Source organism: Psychrobacter sp. (genome assembly GCF_035469765.1).
GTDB lineage: Bacteria > Pseudomonadota > Gammaproteobacteria > Pseudomonadales > Moraxellaceae > Psychrobacter.
The window spans coordinates 1-16,566 of record NZ_DATIRM010000158.1 but is presented as its reverse complement, the minus strand read 5'-3'; the positions used below and the strand labels follow the sequence as shown (position 1 = coordinate 16,566).

13 protein-coding genes and 1 pseudogene are annotated in these 16,566 nt (G+C 42.4%); 8 read left to right on the top strand and 6 right to left on the bottom strand.

Annotated elements, in window-relative coordinates; all coding sequences use genetic code 11:
* Positions 1-492 (bottom strand): annotated as a pseudogene (locus VLN09_RS04595) (tail-specific protease); the annotation flags it as partial.
* 490 nt (positions 493-982) lie between these two features.
* Between VLN09_RS04595 and nagZ the strand changes: the two are divergent.
* On the top strand, positions 983-2,065 hold the full coding sequence (gene nagZ / locus VLN09_RS04590) for a beta-N-acetylhexosaminidase (protein ID WP_325244129.1): 1,083 nt from the start codon (positions 983-985) through the stop codon (positions 2,063-2,065).
* Between the two features lie 130 nt (positions 2,066-2,195).
* Here nagZ and VLN09_RS04585 read toward each other — a convergent pair whose 3' ends face one another.
* Both VLN09_RS04585 and VLN09_RS04580 read right to left on the bottom strand, forming a co-directional pair.
* Entirely contained in the window at positions 2,196-3,791 is a 1,596-nt protein-coding gene (locus tag VLN09_RS04585; RefSeq protein WP_325244127.1) for an OmpA family protein, read from the bottom strand.
* A gap of 390 nt (positions 3,792-4,181) precedes the next feature.
* A complete protein-coding gene (locus VLN09_RS04580; RefSeq protein WP_325244126.1) occupies positions 4,182-5,681 on the bottom strand; it encodes a hypothetical protein in 1,500 nt (499 codons plus the stop codon).
* A gap of 317 nt (positions 5,682-5,998) precedes the next feature.
* Between VLN09_RS04580 and VLN09_RS04575 the strand changes: the two genes are divergently transcribed.
* The 6 genes from VLN09_RS04575 (at position 5,999) to VLN09_RS04550 (ending at position 11,250) form a co-directional block, all read left to right on the top strand.
* Positions 5,999-6,607 (top strand): rhomboid family intramembrane serine protease, encoded by a 609-nt coding sequence (locus VLN09_RS04575; protein WP_201530885.1) that lies wholly within the window; start codon positions 5,999-6,001, stop codon positions 6,605-6,607.
* 115 nt (positions 6,608-6,722) lie between these two features.
* Complete coding sequence (locus VLN09_RS04570) at positions 6,723-7,667, top strand: metallophosphoesterase (protein WP_325244122.1); 945 nt, start codon at positions 6,723-6,725, stop codon at positions 7,665-7,667.
* 130 nt (positions 7,668-7,797) lie between these two features.
* Positions 7,798-8,358: a 5-(carboxyamino)imidazole ribonucleotide mutase gene (gene purE / locus VLN09_RS04565; RefSeq protein WP_325244120.1), complete on the top strand. Its 561-nt coding sequence runs from the start codon at positions 7,798-7,800 to the stop codon at positions 8,356-8,358.
* A 241-nt stretch (positions 8,359-8,599) separates the two neighbouring features.
* Positions 8,600-9,955, top strand: coding sequence for a 5-(carboxyamino)imidazole ribonucleotide synthase (locus VLN09_RS04560; protein WP_325244118.1), 1,356 nt, complete (start codon positions 8,600-8,602; stop codon positions 9,953-9,955).
* Positions 9,955-10,404, top strand: a complete 450-nt coding sequence (locus VLN09_RS04555) for a YaiI/YqxD family protein (RefSeq protein ID WP_325244117.1) — start codon at positions 9,955-9,957, stop codon at positions 10,402-10,404. The genes VLN09_RS04560 and VLN09_RS04555 overlap by 1 nt, the downstream gene beginning before the upstream one ends.
* Positions 10,405-10,611: 207 nt before the next feature.
* Positions 10,612-11,250, top strand: coding sequence for an NAD(P)H-binding protein (locus tag VLN09_RS04550; RefSeq protein ID WP_325244116.1), 639 nt, complete (start codon positions 10,612-10,614; stop codon positions 11,248-11,250).
* Between the two features lie 130 nt (positions 11,251-11,380).
* Here the strand turns inward: VLN09_RS04550 and epmA are convergent, their stop codons facing one another.
* The 3 genes from epmA to VLN09_RS04535 all read right to left on the bottom strand — a co-directional run bounded on the left by epmA (position 11,381) and on the right by VLN09_RS04535 (position 14,866).
* Complete coding sequence (epmA, locus tag VLN09_RS04545) at positions 11,381-12,409, bottom strand: EF-P lysine aminoacylase EpmA (RefSeq protein ID WP_325244114.1); 1,029 nt, start codon at positions 12,407-12,409, stop codon at positions 11,381-11,383.
* A 60-nt stretch (positions 12,410-12,469) separates the two neighbouring features.
* Positions 12,470-13,621 (bottom strand): 4-phosphoerythronate dehydrogenase, encoded by a 1,152-nt coding sequence (locus VLN09_RS04540; RefSeq protein ID WP_325244131.1) that lies wholly within the window; start codon positions 13,619-13,621, stop codon positions 12,470-12,472.
* 105 nt (positions 13,622-13,726) lie between these two features.
* On the bottom strand, positions 13,727-14,866 hold the full coding sequence (locus VLN09_RS04535; protein ID WP_325244112.1) for an AI-2E family transporter: 1,140 nt from the start codon (positions 14,864-14,866) through the stop codon (positions 13,727-13,729).
* A 779-nt stretch (positions 14,867-15,645) separates the two neighbouring features.
* Here VLN09_RS04535 and VLN09_RS04530 point away from each other — a divergent pair.
* Positions 15,646-16,566: nitrilase-related carbon-nitrogen hydrolase (locus tag VLN09_RS04530; protein WP_325244110.1), on the top strand; the 921-nt coding region annotated here is incomplete at its 3' end.

Sequence of the window (16,566 nt, the reverse complement as noted above, 5' to 3'; positions counted from 1 at the left end):
TTTTTTGGTCTTAAAGTGATTGAGTTTTTCGCGATCTAGAACGATGGTGTCCTTGCTAGTCAATTTAATATCGGTCTTTAGCATCTTTTTTGCCATCGCAAAATACTCATTTGAACGCTTACGGTAGCGCTCAAACACTTCTACCCCAGCAGACAAATCACCACGCTTCAAGCGCGCGCCAAACTCATCCGCATACTTTTTCTTAAATTCATCGACATCAGATTGCAAAAACAGCGTATGGTTTGGATCAAGGCTATCGATGTACATAGACAAAATCTCGCTGCCAGTCGCTGTATCGAGTGGCTGATTGAGATAATGACTGCGATCCAGCAATGCTGCTACTTGGCGCGTGGTGACCTGTTGCTCGGGCGTCTGTTTAAAGCCTTCGGTATTGGTATCAGCCACTGCAGTTCCATAGCTTTGAGTAAGAATTAAACCTGCGATGCCCACTGACGCTGCACTGAGTAACCACTGTGCTGGTTGTTTTTTCATCATATATACCTAATTATTTTAAGTGAAAAATCTGCTTTATTTTTAGCAAAATCCAAAAATATCTATAAATGGTCATTCATAAAATGCAGCTATTTTAGCTCTGTTATATTTACCATTAAACCATGCATTACGCTAGCACTAAAAGCTCATAGCATTATGGGCTATCAGCATTATTTTGCCTTTATTATTAGAAATCAATCAATACTAGCATGGGTATAAATAGCGCACTGTCTCAAACTGTATAAGCAATCTTACACGCTAGGCGCGCTCATACCAAACTTTCCAGCCTATTAAAGAGAAGTACTTCTCTACAAAGCAAGAGCATCTATAACAAAAATCACCTTTAAATCTATTCATCTAGAGCATTATGTTCAGCCACTAATTACTGTCATAATACAACCATTATAATGATGGCGGCTGGCTGTCATTTGGCATCGTTTTTTAGCCCAACTTATAACATGACACTCTATAACCCAATGAGGATTCTCCAATGTATGGCGTTTTAATGATTGATATAGATAGTACCGCACTGACCGCTGAAGATGTCAGCTTACTTAAACAAGCTCAGGTTGGTGGGGTCATATTATTTTCCAGAAACGTCACGGATCCGGTGCAAGTGCGCGCGCTGTGTGATGACATACGCTATCACAATGCCGATATCCTCATTGGAGTCGATCAAGAAGGGGGACGCGTCGCCAGATTACGCCAAGGGTTTACACCATTACCGGCGATGGGTAGGCTCGGTGAATTATTTAACCAAGAGCCCAATCGCGCGCTAGACTGTGCTTATGATTGCGGTTATCTGATGGCAGCAGAAGTATTGGCAGTCGGGATTGATTTGAGCTTTGCACCGGTACTCGATAGAGATGGTATCAGCCAAGTTATCGGCGATCGCAGCTTTCACCATGAGCCACAAGCTATCATTGCTTTGGCAGCACAGTTTATGCGCGGTATGAAAGCTGCTGGCATGGCAACCACGGGCAAGCACTTCCCTGGTCATGGAGCGATAGCGCCTGATTCACATATAGCAGAAGCCATAGATGATCGTAGCTTAGATGAGATTATAAATAGTGATATGCAGCCATTTGCGCAAACGCTGCCTTGGCTTGATGCTTTGATGCCAGCGCATGTGATTTTCTCGCAAGTGGATAATAAACCGGCAGGGTTTTCTAAGATTTGGCTCAAAGACATCATTCGTGACCAGCTAAATTTTGATGGTGTATTATTTTCTGATGATTTGTCTATGGCAGGAGCAAAAGCCGCAGGTGATGTCAGTGCGCGTGTCACCGCAGCGATTGAGGCTGGCTGCGACATTGCTCTAGTTTGTAACGATCGCGTTGCGGCTCATGAAGCAGCAAAAGCGGCGCAAGAGCTGCCTTATCCCAATCAAAAACGTATCAAGACCATGTGTGGACAGATACCGATTTGGCAAGGCGATCTTGAGTCGACTTGTCAGCAATTTGACTATTGGCAACAGGCAAAAGAGAATATCTCACAGACGTTCTTTCCCACTCAATCAGAGCCATCAACATCGGCTAATCTTGAGTTAAAAGACCCAACCAATTATATATAATAAGTGGCAATCAAATTAATCTAATATAAAAAGATAGGCCAAATAAAAACCGCACCTTAATTAAGATGCGGTTTTTCTGTTTTACGCTTTCTGATTTATAGTTTAATTCACCATATCTTAACGCTTTTTTTTAATTAGTTGCAGCTGGATCCAATACCGTACCACGGCTAGCATCATCAGCATCTGGCATCAAATCGTCATTATCGCTGTCTAATGGATTTAGATCCGGATCAAGCGCATCATCACTAATCGCTAGACCATCATTTGCCGTAGTGGTTTCGTCATAGACCACAAACTCAATACGGCGGTTGCGGAAACGACCTTGGTCTGTCGTATTGTCCGCAATAGGATCGGTCTCGCCCAGACCTTTTGTCATAAGCTTACTTGGATCAGCACCTTGTGCGACCAAATAAGCTTTCATAGCCTGAGCACGCTCTTCTGAGAGCTTCATATTATAAGCGGGATCTGCTATTTTATCCGTGTGACCAATAATCATCAGTGTCATATCTGGCACTTGTTCCATCAGCTTTACAGCACGATCTAATAACGCTTTATTAGCCTCTGGGATCACCGCTTTATCGACTTCAAAATTGACTACTTGTAGACTTAAAGCGCGAGCTATATCACGAGGATCTGGGTTTTTCCCTAAGCTATCCATCGCTACCTCAGACGCAGCTAAGCTATCAGAAATCTCAGCTTTCTCATTCAGTGGACCTTCAGCATTGACCGTCATAGCAGGCGCTGCCGCTTGTAAATCCAAAACCAATTTAGTTAAGGCTGTGGTATCAGCAGCATTGACCGTAATAGTATCACCTTGAATCAGCATACTCGCATTTGGGACATTTTTAAATATAGGTAAAATAGTCGCAAGTTGCGCAGTCGCTGGCATATCAATTGAAAAGTTATCATCGATATCTGCGCGGCAATTATTGGCGGCATCACCAAACACGCTGGTCAGTGCAGTCATGACATTGCTTTGTAGCGTGTCATTACCAACATTCATACGGCAAGCATATAGCTCGTTATTTTCACCGGTGGCGATACGCAGTGATGCCGGTGTAATAGCAGCAGCGACTGCCTTCCCATCACTATCCGCTGCTTGCTGTTCTGTCATAACAGGTGTACCGACTGGCTCAGGATTGTCTTGGCAACCTCTTAATAACGCCCATGCCAATGCCCCTAAAATAATCAAGCCAATTATAGGTAGTAGCGCTTTCATAAAGCTGCCGTCTTTTTCTGCTTCGCGCTGTAGAGGCGCTGTACTCACCGTGTCTGATACATGCACGCCTGTAGGGGCGGCGGCAATCACGCCAACAGGCAATATAGCCGTTGCCCAAGCAGGAACATGACGCTGATAACTGGCAACATTATCATTTAAAAACTGTGGCACTGGCATCGTGCCTGCCAAGCTTTTAATTTCATGATAAGCAAGCGGCGCGGCCGTAGCGATTAAACCACGAGCAGCCGTTACATCAACATTATGCTTGCCCGCAAGCTCACGAGCGATTTGGTCACGGTGCACATCTTCTGTCCAAACTCGGTCATAAAAACCTTGGTCATCGCGAGCAATCGTTTCATTGGCAAAACGGTCATGGGTATGATTGTCCGCTAAACGGGCAGCAAAAATGGCATAGAACTGTTCTAGTAGGTTTTTCTTAGCAGGATTGTGATCATCTCCAAGTACTGCTGGGCTTACTGTCCGTGTCAAATGACTAATAATATCCATAGTATCCTTCCTCAATTTATCATTATTGTAAGCAGCTTGCTTTAGGTGTTTTAAGCGCTAAAAAATAAAACGTTAATTTAATATTTTGGCATGTTAGTACTTTAAAATTAATAGGCTGAGAGTATAAATAACTACCCTATACAATGAGCACTAACCAAACTCAGATTTTGCCATTATAAAATTATTAAGAAGGTGTTCACAATCAGCGCGCTGTTGTGCAAGTGCTACCGTAAGTAATATTTCAGTTGTGACTCGTAACTAGGATGCCTATGAAGTAAAAATTACTAACATATCGTCAGCTCAACGTTAAATTTTAACATTAAAAAATCACCCTATAAAACGTAAGGCACTCTTTAGCATTTTCTAGTCTTTAAAAAATATAGCGGCCTATCATCTCACTTGAGCAGGTTCAACTACGATGACATTGTTTGCCATATCATCGGCTTCAGATAAAGAGATAGGTCCATTTGAGCTTGAAGGAGCGTTATTGAAATTATTGGTATTGTTATTTCTTGCCGGTGCTGGCGTCACACTATCGTTAGTTTCATCGTCTGGTGCTTGATATTCCATATTATTAGCGCTGTTATTTTCAGGCGCATTTTCAAATTGATTATTAAAATTATTGGTCGCCATGCCTTGTTGTTCCGTGGCGCCAGTATTCATATCATTAGGGTTAGTAGGTAATGGTAGTGGCGCGGTACTGTCAATCATCATCGCTGGTAACAATGTACGTATATCCGTCATCAGACGCTGCAGCTGCATGGTATCTGGCGCCTCTAGAGTGATGCGATCATTTTGTAATTGTAAGCGCGCAAACGGCACAGATCTTAATAATGTCAGTACATTAGGCAGTGATTCTATTGGCGTATTGGCAACACTGGTGGCAACGCCTTCGTTGACGGTAAGCTGACACATCCCTGCTTGCTCACCAAAGCTGGTATTAAGCGCTTGTTGTAAAAAACTTTGTAGCGCGATATCGCCCACCGACCCATTACAGGTATATAAATTGCCATTATTATCTACGCCAACAATCAACTCAATCGGTGTCAATACTGGCACAGCAATTTTAGTGGGCGGCACGACAACAGGCGCTGCCACTACCGCTTCAACGGGCGGCGTATTATTAGGCTTAATCAACAACGCCCACACAAGTCCAATAGCGGCGATCGCCCCTAGTAATACAAACGTCCATAGCAACATATCATTGCGTTGATTACGGGTACGTGTTTTTTCTCGGCGAAGGCTGGTGTTTTCTGCCAAATGATGCTCTGCTGGACTGACATGAATCGAATCAGTACTGAGACGCTCATCTAAAGTCGGTATCGGCGATTCTACTGTGAAACTCGGTGAAGCAATAATATCGACAGCGGCGGGCTCATAATTATTTAAAGCAACAGCTGGTATCACAGTACCTGCCAGTACTCTCTGGCTCTGAAACAGCTCGTCATCAGGATGCTGCGGCGCGCCAATGATGGGTGCAGACCATATCGGTAAGTAAGGGCGCAATGACGCTTGTTCACCTTGTAAAAACGCTGGCAAAAACTGTCCATTTGCCAGTATTTTTAACTCTTGATAGGCCAGTGGCGCGGCATTTATCAGCAGCTGCATCGTCGTAAACTCATCAATATGATGGGTCGATGCCAGCTCTTTAATCATCAACCGACGTAAGCTTGCCGTTTGCCATAGTTGCTCAAATAATGGCGGTTGTGCGACATTCTCACTGATAACGGTGGCATCATCACGCAATAACTGTGAGTAAATATTTGGCAATGCTAAACGCGATGCCAAAATCGCATAAAATTGTTCTAATAAGCTGACATAGGAGACGCTACCATTGTTACCCAATATAGCTGGGGTCACCGTTTGTTCTAGTTGGTCGATGATACTCATAAGTTACTGCCTCTGTCAGCGTTAATGTTACACATATAGTCGATATATTTTGATTGGTCATAGTATCAGTCGTTACTGTCAGTATACGAAGCATTACTCACTGTCGCTCGCACGATGTTATATTATTCGATATAGACAAGCATTAAAGCACAATTTTGTCGCATATTAGTTTTTGCACTATGATTGCTACTATTATTAATATAAATACGTAACTGTTTATCAGTCATATTTGGATGACAATAACCAATAAAAACTAGGCTTTAAGTATTGTCTTACTTACTACTGCTATCTATCAGACCCAATCTAAGGACTATCCTTTGTTTAACCAGACGACGCTTATCATTATTATTACGGTTATTGTCAGTCTATTGGCGTGGCAAAACAAAGCAGTATTTAATCGACTGATTTTTTATCCACCAGCAGTGAACAATGGTCAATGGGATCGCTTTGTTACTCATGGATTTATCCATGCTGATAGCATGCACTTACTCTTTAATATGTTCACCTTATACTTTTTTGGTCGTGCCATTGAAGGCTTATATCAGAAATTTTTGTTCGGCTATGGCTTTTTGCTTTTTTATGTACTGGCTATTATTGTCGCGATGATTCCAAGTTATATTAAGCACAAGCAAAGTGCCAGTTATTTAAGTCTGGGCGCGTCAGGCGGTGTCTCTGCTGTATTGTTTGCGTTTATCTTGCTTGCCCCTTGGGAAAAAATCTATCTGTTTGCGATCATTCCTATTCCCGCCATCTTATTTGCAGTGGCCTATGTCGCTTACAGTATCTATTCTGATAAACGCGGCGGCTCAAATATCAATCATATGGCACATATGTGGGGCGGCGCATTTGGGGTCATAGCTACGATTATTTTAGAGCCAAAAGTACTACCACATTTTCTAAATGCCCTATTATCACCGGGTTTTTAAAAAATCTTTGGTTGAAAATAACAGTGACGAACCAATAAAATACGGATAACAGTAAATGTCATGTTCACAGAACCGATTTTTACACCTTATTATATTTAAGATTTGAAAGTTTATTATGATTATAGATGTTATCGGCGATATTCACGGCTATGCAGACAAACTGGTTGGATTGCTACAGCAATTGGGTTATGTGCATAATGGTCAATACTTTGTACCGCCAACTGATCATCGCGCGCTGTTCATTGGTGATTTGATTGACCGCGGCTCACAGCAGATAGCGACGTTAGAAATCGTTTTTGCCATGCTGGATGCTGATGTCGCTGATGCAGTAATGGGCAATCATGAATATAATGCACTTGCCTTTGCCACCTCTGATCCCGATGATACCAGCCAATATCTGCGCTCACATAACGAGATACATACCCGCCAGCATGAGGCGTTTTTGGCAGAAGTGCCATTTGGTTCAGAAGCCCATCAGTACTGGCTACAGCGCTTATATGAGATTCCTTTGTGGCTTGAAACCGACTACGCCTGCTTTGTGCATGCTTGTTGGGATGTCGATAGTATGGCGGCACTACAGCCATTCTTAACAGAGAATAATTGCCTAACAGCACATGGGCTTATTGCAACCTCTAGAGAAGGTACTGCAACGTTTGATGCATTAGAGCGCGTGTTAAAAGGTGTTGAAACGCCGCTACCTAATGGCTTAGTGATGGTCGATAAAGAAGGCACCAAGCGCACGCGGGTACGAGTACGCTGGTGGCTTGATGCACTGAACACACGCAGTCTTCATGAAGTAGCGCGCGCACCTTTATCGGCATTGGCACAAATCCCTAAGGATCTATTGGCAGAAAATATCGACTTTACTCTAAAGACCCACAAATCTGTATTTGTCGGGCATTATTGGCTAACAGGCGAGCCTGAGCCGCTTAGTCATCAAGTTGTCTGTACCGATTATTCGGCAGCCGTCGATAGCGGGTATCTAACCTGTTATCAGCTCGATAACGAGCAGCCACTACCTTTAAAAACCAGTCATTTTATCCAATATCGTCACGATTAAGAGTCTGGCATACTTGGCTATCTTTGAGATGAATAGTGATTTTTATGCTTGCTTTGACATTAAAGCGCAAACTTGGCTTTACGAATACAGCAAAATTTTTGTATGATGGTCTTTTTGAGGATATCAAAGCATGAGCACCACATCAGCTACGGTTAACGCTATTGGTCAGAACGCACCTATCACCTCCCCTGTTGGTCAACCAAAAGTTGGCATTATCATGGGTTCGCAGTCTGATTGGGCAACCATGAGCGCAGCAGCACAATTGCTTGCAGACTTTGATATCGCCTTTGAGTGTGAAGTAGTATCAGCACATCGTACGCCGGACAGATTGTTCGATTATGCCAAAAGCGCAAAAGGTAATGGCTTGCAAGTGATTATCGCTGGTGCTGGTGGCGCCGCTCACTTACCTGGTATGTGTGCCAGTCAAACGCCGCTGCCTGTGTTTGGCGTACCTGTAAAATCCTCTATGCTGAGTGGTTGGGATAGCTTACTGTCTATCGTTCAAATGCCTAAAGGCGTGGCAGTTGGTACATTAGCGATTGGATCTGCTGGTGCTTATAATGCTGCGCTGCTTGCGATTCAAGTGTTGGCGTTACATGATGAGTCGATTGCTACTAAGCTTGATCATCTGCGTCATACCCAAACCGATACCATTCTTGCCAGTCCAACACCCGGTATTATTAATCCTTAATACTCAGCTCAAATAAATGCCAAGCGATTATTATAGTTGCCATATTCAACATTCGCTTTAAATATAAGCGGGCTTTACTTGATATTTATTTTTAGATAGGTTTTACTAAATACAAGGTGCATACAGTGCACCTTTTCCTATTTTAACTCGTTAGACTTTACGCCATCTATATCCATATGCCTTTATATTTTTATACATTGAAGCATTTAACCCATTGTTTATTTAAATCAAAGAGCCTGCCATGACCATAGCTAACGCTTATCCTGTTACTCAAACCATTCATACTATTGGTATTTTAGGCGGTGGTCAGCTCGGCATGATGCTGGCACAAGCAGCTATGCCATTGGGCTATCAGTGTGTATTTTTGGAAGACAGCACTGACTGTCCGGCAAGTCTATATGGACGCGTTTTTAGCAGCGAGCAATTAGATGCCTTTATTGAAGCAGCTGACGTCTTTACTTTGGAGTTTGAGAACACTCCGACTGCTACCGTTGAGCAACTAGCAAACTTATCAAAATCTGGCAGCAAACAAGGCATGTTCCCGCCAACGATTGCCCTCGAGATTGCGCAAGATCGCCTAAAAGAAAAGCAGATGTTTAATACGCTTGATATCGCAACGGTACCTTTCGTGTCTGTTAGCTCAGAGGCGGAATTACAGCAAGCTTGTCATGAGCTTGGATTGCCTATTGTCCTCAAAACCAGCCGCGGCGGTTATGATGGCAAAGGTCAGTTTGTGATTAGACAAGACAGTGATATCAAAGCAGCTTGGATAGAGCTAAAGGATGCAGTCAGTGGTAAAGGCACGCTTACACAAACGCCAGCGCCATTGATTGCTGAAGGTTTTATTCACTTCAGCCGTGAGCTTTCTATCATCGCCGCCCGAGGTCAAAACGGTCAGGTACGCTGTTATGATTTGGTCGAAAACCATCATCATCAAGGTATCTTGGCCAAAACCCAAGCGCCAGCCATTGGTACTAGCCATTTATTTAAGCAAGCAACTGATGCCATTACCAAAGTGATGAATCATTTGGGCTATGTTGGGGTGATGGCGCTTGAGTTATTTGTGACAAAAGATGCTCGCGGCAATGATACTTTACTTGCCAATGAGATAGCGCCGCGCGTTCATAATTCTGGACACTGGAGTATTGAGGGTGCTGTCACCAGCCAATTTGAAAATCATATTCGTGCCGTGGTTAATCTGCCACTAGGCGATACTGACAACATCTATCCAGCAATTATGATCAATGTCTTGGGGCAATATCCTGATATCAGTGCAGTGCTCAATATCGATGGCGTCCATTATCATAGCTATCATAAAGCTGAGCGCGATGACCGTAAAATTGCCCATATTACCTTGATGCCAAACGATGTAGCAGACTTGGAGCCTGCATTGGCAAAGCTTGTCGCCGTATTGCCTAATAAAGTGGGTCTTGATAAAAAGGTAATGCCCATCAATAATCCGACAAGGGTAGAAGATAGCTTAACGACTGCTGAAGTAAAGACTGACATTAAAAATGAAAAAAGCTCAATAAATGATGATAATGAGCAACAAAATTCTGAATCAGCCAACTCCAAAGTAGAGAAGGCTAAGAAATAATGCAGATTTGGATAGATGCAGACTCGGTACCTTTGATTGCCAAAGACTTGATTATTAAAACCGCTGAGCGCACAAAAACGATGGCGATATTTGTCGCTAATCAGCCAATCAAGCTGCGTAAATCGCCGTTACTGGTGATGACTGTCGTGCCCTCTGGCTTTGACAAAGCCGATGATTATATCGTTGAGCAGATTCAGCCGGGTGATTTGGCGATTACCAGTGATATTCCTTTGGCAAATGATATTTTGGACAAAGGCGGTATGGTACTGACCACACGCGGCGTGGTCTATGACAAAAATAATATTAAGCAGAAGCTCAATATGCGCGATTTTATGGATACCATGCGTGGTACTGGTGTGCTTGAGCTGCAAGAAATGAGCGGGCAAAAACCTTATGGCGATCGTGATAAAAAAGCCTTTGCTGATGGCTTAAATAAATTGGTACGCTAATTTTTTATAAATAATGTTCTCTCTATTATTTCAAACTGATTCTACGTTCTTTGCTTCCTTGCAAACTGTATACACTCCATAACCAAATACTATGCAATTGGCACGCTTCATAACGAAGCGTGCCGATTTTTCTTGTTAGGCTGTATTCAACATTTAAAACAATGAGTTTGTAAAACGACGATAACGTAAATAAAAATAGGAATGATTATGAAGATTTTAGTGATAGGCGCAAGTGGTCGAGTCGGTACAGAATTGGTTAAGCAACTATTAGCAGATAACCATCAAGTGATTGGCACTACCCGTCAAGAAGAAAATTTATTTAATGACAATAATTATAGCCAACTAGACTTGGATATTACGGCTGATAAAAACGCGATTCAAAAGCAAATTGACCAAGATATCGATGCTGTATATTTCGTCGCTGGTTCTGGTGGTAAGGATGTATTAGAAGTGGATTTACATGGTGCTATTAAGACCATGCAAGCGGTACAAGATAAAGGTATCAAACGCTATATTATGCTAAGCACAGTCTTTTCATTAGATACCAGTAAATGGGACAATCCCAACATTGAAAATTTAAAAGAATACTATATCTGCAAGCATTACGCTGATCAGTGGCTAGTCAACAACAGCAATCTTGATTACACCATCGTACAAGCAGGGGCGTTAAAAGAGCGAGCTGCTACTGGCAAGATTACGGTCAATGATGACAATTCCGGTGAAAACTCAATTGAAGATGTGGCTATTACATTAGCTGCTGTACTTACTGCAAGTAATACGACTAAGAAAGTGTTTAGCATGCATAACGGTGAAACCGCTATTAATGAAGCTATCGCAAAATTATAATAGCTGCCTGTACTACCTAGTTATAAACAAAATGACAGACAAAAAAGCGAGTAAGCCGAAAGGCTTACTCGCTTTTTTATTGTGGGCTTGTCAAATAAGTGGCGCCTACGTTAAGTCTGTCGAAGAGCGACTAAGCCAAACCACTAGGGAAAGGGATTACTTCTTCTAAGCTCGTTGCACCTGTCAGCACCATCAGCAGCCTATCTAAACCGACAGCAATCCCGCTACAAGGTATCAAATCATCAGATGCGGCAATCAAGTGTTCATCCATTGGCATTTGTGGCAAGTTATGACGCTTACGCAATTGATTATCATGCTCAAACCGTTTCTTTAATGCCTGCCCATCTGCTAGTTCATCATAAGCGTTGGCAATCTCAATGCCTTTGATGTAGAGCTCAAAGCGTTTAGCAACTTTATTACCCTCTTTATCAACAGCGGTTTTTGCTAGCGCAGCAGTCGCTGGCGGATACTCTATAATCAACGTCGGTAAATCGTGACCCAAATTTGGCTCAACAGCATGGCTAAATAATAAATCTAGCCAGCTTTGACGAATGTCTTGTTCGCTATTGGTGTTGCCACTCTCTACATTATTAAAATCAAACCCTGTCAGACCTTTATCTTCTGCCACTGCTTGTAGCGCTTCTAGACTAGCGGTCAGCGGATGAATACCGACAAAGTCCATAAAAGCATCAACGTAACGATAATGACTCAAAACTATCGGATGACCATAGAGCATCTCTAATAAATCACCCAGCTCTGATGCAAGATCATCCAAATTATAATTCGGCTGATACCATTCAAGCATGGTAAATTCGATATTGTGCCGCGCTCCTATCTCATTATCTCGAAAGACTGGACAAATCTGATACATAGGCACCTGCCAGCTGGCAAGTAGACGCTTCATGGCAAATTCAGGTGAAGTGTGCAGATAATAAGTACAGGGTTTGTCTTGATAAGTGACCTGTGCGGCAACCGATTGTAAAAAGGTGTCGGTATTGCCTGCTTGTGATAATAGCGGTGTCTGTACTTCTAATACTTGACGCGTGGCAAAGAACTGACGAATGACGCTCATTAATTGCGCCCGCTGCTGTGCCATCGCAAGCGTCATGGTTGGTGCGTAGCTTGGCTTAGACAAAGACTGATTGTTGGCTTTACTCATAACTGATTACAGTGCCTCATAAATCATAAAAACAGATAATTAAATGGTCACACTGACTGTTTATGCTTGCCATTCACGGCGTAGATGGTAATCACGGCGTAACTGGTCAAAATCTGTACCTTTTACTTTACCGTTAGTTATTTTATTTCTTAATGCCGCATCATCTTTTTTAATGTCATAAAACTTCTGTAGTCTATCCGGGTTTTCTTTTAACTCAGACCAGAGATAAGTATTAAGTGGTAGCAGCTGATGCATCGACAATACAGGCAACACTGCCAATTTTTCACATAAGGCATCATAGATGATTTGCGTACCGCGCAACTTGCCTTCTAAGGTATAACCGGCGATATGCGGTGTAGCAATCGCAAGCTTAGATAGCAGACTCTCAGCAATCTGCGGCTCATGCTCAAACACATCCAATACCACTTGACGTTCAGTCGCATCAATATCAGCTTCAAGAGCAGTATTGTCTATAACAGGTCCACGCGCGCTATTAATCAGCATGGTATGCGTCGACATCATTGCCAAAGTTTCTGCATTGATTAAATGACGGGTTGGATAGTGGCTGACATTATTACCTATACTGTTGCTAATTGCGCCATCAGTTGTGCCTTGCGGATGCGTATCTTTTTTATCCGTCAAAGGTACATGCAAGCTAATCACATCACTTTGGCGCAATACCTGCTCAAGACTGGCGTTATTGATTTCAGATGCAGCCAACAAAGGGTCGTAACCCAATACTTGCCAACCCAAATCACTGGCATAGCGAGCTAGCGTGCTGCCAATATTGCCAAGTCCGATGATTCCCAACGTTAATGGCGGCGTAGATTGCTGATGCCAATACTGCGGGCGCAAAGTCAAGATAGCAGTCACTACATATTGCGCAACCGAATGCTTGCTACAGCCAGCTGCATTGGCAAAGGTGATATTGCGCGCCGCCAGATAATCTTGATCCACATGGTCGGTACCAATGGTCGCAGAACCGACGAATTTGACGCTATTATTAGCTAATAGTAATTGGTCTATTACAGTCACTGAACGTATCAAGAGCACATCAGGCTGCAAGTCTGCCAGTAATTGTGCATTGATATCGCGTCCAGCAACGCGTATGACCTGCACCTGTTGCTCAGTATTTTGACCCAACGCCACAGGATTAAAGAACTCATCAAGGCTTGCGATATTACTATCAGCTACAATAGTGAGATTTTTCATCGTATCTACCTTGTTTTTCATAGTACTCGCTACCGCCTCATTGAATATGGATAATCTTACATATGACTATAAATGCTTTAAGCAATTGCTTTTCTCTAAACGCGTTTATAAAGGCGTTTCTTGACTTGGCTGATTAACTTTAACTAGATTTTTACTTTGATCTAACTCTTCTTGTTGGGCAAACAGCTCATTTTTATGCTGCGATATCCATTCACGCCATACCGCAAGTCCGATTGCCAGTACCACAGGACCGATAAACAAACCAACAAAACCAAAAGCGGTCAGACCGCCTAGCACTCCAATAAATATAATAATAAAAGGAATTTTGGTCGCGCCACTAATGACGATAGGACGGATAAGATTATCAACCCAGCTAATCACCAAAATACCCCACAGTGCTAAGCCGATACCTTCAACCGTATGCCCTTGGCTCAGTAGCCAAAGTGAGACACCGCCCCAAACAAATGGCGTACCAAATGGGATGAGAGCGATGATAAACGTTACTATCGTCATTAAAATAGGACTCGGGGCACTGGCAAAATAGTAACCAATACCAGCGAGCAGTGCCTGTGCTAATGCTGTCAATCCAATACCGTAAACCACAGCACGCGTGGTAGTACCGACCGAGTCAATATAACCATCAATACGATTACCGATGATATTACGCAGCGCTTGGCGAATTTGGCGGACCAAACTGGTGCCATCGCGGTAAAAGAAAAACACAGTCATAAGCGCCATGCCAAGCTTAGCAAGACTACTAAACACCACATCAAAAGCGACTTTGCCATAATACAGATGCGATTGTACCCACAGACGAAAAGCCTCTAGCGTCCCTTCAGGATTCTTATTAATTCGCCAAAGCACATCTTTAACCTGCTGACCTATCACCGGCAAATCCTTGATAGAGTCCGGCACATCTAAATAGCCAGCTTTAACACGATAGATCAAACTACTAATAAGGCTCAACGCTTCTTGTTGCAAGATAAAAATACCTGCAACCAGAGGCACGCCTATCATCAAAGTGATGCTAACGGTCATTATCACCGCACTAAAGTTTGAGCTAAACATCACCCTTTGATGAAAAAAATTATAAATAGGAAAGGTCACATATGCCAAAATTGCTGCCCATAATGCCGGTACAATAAAAAACTGTACCACTTGAAAACACAGCACAAACAGTACGATTAATAGGGTAATCGCCAGCAAGCGCTGAATAATAAATTCTTTTGTCCAGTTTTCAATCATAGCGTATAAACCAAGGGTGGCCAGCAGAAACCTTAAGGCTCTGTTATAAAGTTTATAAATGGCTTATTTAAATCACAGGTTATGTTTGTAATTTTTATCCATTAGTGAAGGTTTTAAGCAGTACAGATGTATATAACATATCTGCTTTTAAAGGTTTAGGCAAACCTTTAACTAGAGCACATTATGCAGCAGAAAAACTCAGATAAATAAGGCTATGTTGTAACCTTTACTTACAACTTTATTTATAGAAAATTTGATAGCTCGTTTACTGCTCCTAACGTCGGTTGCCAAAATAGTCAGTACAGAATTATCTTAACAAAAATATTACCCGTCCGCGCTTTTGATGCGCTTTTATATCTGTTATCTAGAAGGCGAAATCACTGGCTGGTTCTATCAGTAGCATCAATTGGTGTTATACTAAAGGGATTAATTTACGCTTTTAAATGATGCTTTATTGGTTTGGTTATATTTATTTTTATCAAGATAAGCACTGAGCGCTTCAAAATAACTGACTGCCATTTCTAGCTGCTGCCCTACTCTCTATGATATTTAGCATTAAATTTAGAACAGCAATATATATGAGATGGCGGATAAGCATGACATTCATGCCTATAGACGCCTGATACTCACTATATCGATACTCCATTTCAGTATCGATATAGTGAAGGATTGAAAAGATATATTTTGAGACAATTTCGGAAAACTATTTTAATTTGGTTTTATTTGAAACCAAGAAATATCCAACAAATTTAAATAACCTATTGATAGGAACAATAACAATGTCAAAAGACACTGCAAAAAATACTGACAACCCAAATCTTACGACTTCTAATAAGGTCACCCAAGCCCCAAAATCGCAAGATAGCGTCACCTTTGCTTTAGCCCAATCACACTTCTTAGTAGGCGATATCAAAGCCAACGCTGAAAAAATGCGCACTTTGGCATTACAAGCTCGTGAGCAAGGCGCTGATGTGATTGTCTTTCCAGAGCTTGGATTATTGGGCTATCCGCCACAAGATTTATTGCTGCGTCCCAGCTTATCAGGTCGCATCAAAAGCGCATTATCTGCGCTAAGCGATATTGATGACATCGTCATGATTGTGGGCTACCCGCATGTCGACCATCATGGCACCTTTAACTCAGCTGCTATCTTGCATAATGGTCATCAAAAAGGCTTTTATCATAAGCAAATCTTGCCAAACTATGGCGTATTTGATGAGCGCCGTTACTTTGACAAAGGTCGCAACCAAGTCTTATTTGACTATAAAGGCATGACCATTGGTCTGCTGATTTGTGAAGACTTATGGGAAAAAGGTCCTATTTCTGAGCTCAAAAAACAAGGCGCTGACCTGATTGTAAGCTTAAACGCCTCACCATTTGAGATTGAAAAGCAAGATACTCGCAAAACCATGCTTGCCAAGCGTAGCCGCGAAAACAATTTACCGATTATTTATGTGAATGCCGTTGGTGGTCAAGATGACTTGGTATTTGACGGTGGCTCTATGGCGATTCAAGCTGACGGCAGTGTCGCGCATGAAGCTTCACGCTTTATGAATCAGTTGCTACTCACAAGCTTCGATGTGAAGACGGCAAAATTTGACAGCCAAGCAAAAGCACCACTGTCATTAAGCCGTGAGTCTGAGATGTATCAAGCATTGGTCGTTGGTTTGCGCGATTATGTCAATCTTTCAGGCTTTACT